Here is a 1605-nt window from a genome sequence, read left to right on the forward strand (position 1 = left end):
CGCCATCCCCATCGGCGCCCCGGGATGGCCCGAGTTGGCCTTCTGCACGGCATCCATGCTCAAGGCGCGTATGGCGTTGGCGAGTTCTCGTCGCGAAGGCATGATAGATCTCCTTATGTCATTGGGGTGAAAAATCAGGGATGATGCCGGATGCGGAAGCTCTGGCGGCGACCCCATGAGGGATAGCGTAATAATAGGGTTTTGAAAGAGGAACGGGCCGTCGCGTGGGAACACTCCGCGCGACGGCCTGCCGCTTTATGCCGCTTCCAGATGGGCCAGGCGATCGGCCAGCAACTTCTCCAGCTGCTCGAGTGCCTTGGTAAAGCCTTGAATGCCTTCTTCCAGTTTCTCGGTGGCCATGCGGTTTTCCGCATGCATCTTGTCGAAGGTGTATTTGTTGACGTGGATTTTCTCGATCGGATAATCCTTCGCTTTGGCGGGATCCAGCTTACGCGGCAGTTCGCCTTCGGTGGCTTGCAGTTCGGCCAGCAGTGAAGGTGCAATGGTCAGCAGGTCGCAGCCGGCCAGTTCGGTGATTTCGCCGATGTTGCGGAAGCTGGCGCCCATGACCTCGGTCTTGTAACCGAACTTCTTGTAGTAGTTGTAGATCTGGGTCACGGACAGGACGCCTGGATCTTCATGCGGCGCATAGGATTCGCGACCGGTGTCCTTCTTGTACCAGTCGAGGATACGACCGACGAAGGGGGAAATCAGGGTGATGCCGTTCTCGGCGCAGGCGATGGCCTGATGCAGGCCGAACAACAGCGTCAGGTTGCAGTGGATACCCTCCTTTTCCAGTACGGCGGCGGCCTCGATGCCCTCCCAAGTCGCGGCGATCTTGATCAGGACACGCTCTTTGGAAACGCCGGCGGCTTCGTATTGCTTGATGATTTCGCGAGCCTTCTCGATGGTGCCTTCGGTGTCGTAGGAAAGGCGGGCATCCACTTCGGTGGAAACGCGGCCTTCGATAATCTGCAGGATCTTCAAGCCGAAAGAGACGGCCAGACGATCGAAAGCGCGATTCGCCACTTGAGCGGCCGATGCGCCAGGTCCCAGAGTCTGCCTCGCACCTTTCAGGGTATCGTCGACGATATCCTGGTATTGCGGCATTTGGGCCGCGGCGGTGATGAGCGAGGGATTGGTGGTCGCGTCACGTGGCTTGAATTTCTCGATCGCTTCGATGTCTCCGGTATCGGCGACGACGACGGTGACTTCGCGGAGTTGGTCAAGCAGGTTTTTCGACATGGTGGACTCCTAAAGATTTCTTAAAGTATTGGGTGCTGCCAGCAATCACGAAAATGTTCCCCGGTCGGGACTTTATTTTCCTACACGGGCTTCATACGGTGGCACCTTATCGACGCCGTGCTCTGCTGGCCTTTGCCCTAGCATCGTTGCCCGCCTCTGGCCGCTCGGATTCGGTTCGACTCCGGGGCGTCGAGCGCCGGGTCCATAGGAAGGGCAAGAGCCCGGGCAGAAGGGAGGACTGCCACAGGCTTTGCCTTCTTCTTATTCCAGGTTGGCGTGACGAGTTCTCATTTCTTCTTCGGGGATGCCTTTCTCGTGGATGATGTGAGAGATGGTGGCCTCGAGGAAGAGGAGGGTGGA

General features: G+C 58.0%; 2 protein-coding genes and 1 pseudogene. All 3 read right to left on the bottom strand.

What is annotated here, in order from left to right; genetic code table 11:
- Positions 1 to 102: hypothetical protein (locus tag H156_RS16595; protein ID WP_154656630.1), on the bottom strand; the 102-nt coding region annotated here is incomplete at its 3' end.
- Between the two features lie 153 nt (positions 103 to 255).
- Entirely contained in the window at positions 256 to 1245 is a 990-nt protein-coding gene (locus H156_RS0102125; RefSeq protein ID WP_010962233.1) for a transaldolase, read from the bottom strand.
- Between the two features lie 261 nt (positions 1246 to 1506).
- A pseudogene (locus tag H156_RS17720) lies at positions 1507 to 1605 on the bottom strand (6-phospho-3-hexuloisomerase); the annotation flags it as partial.

Origin of the sequence: Methylococcus capsulatus str. Texas = ATCC 19069, assembly GCF_000424685.1 — a bacterium.
Lineage (GTDB): Bacteria > Pseudomonadota > Gammaproteobacteria > Methylococcales > Methylococcaceae > Methylococcus > Methylococcus capsulatus.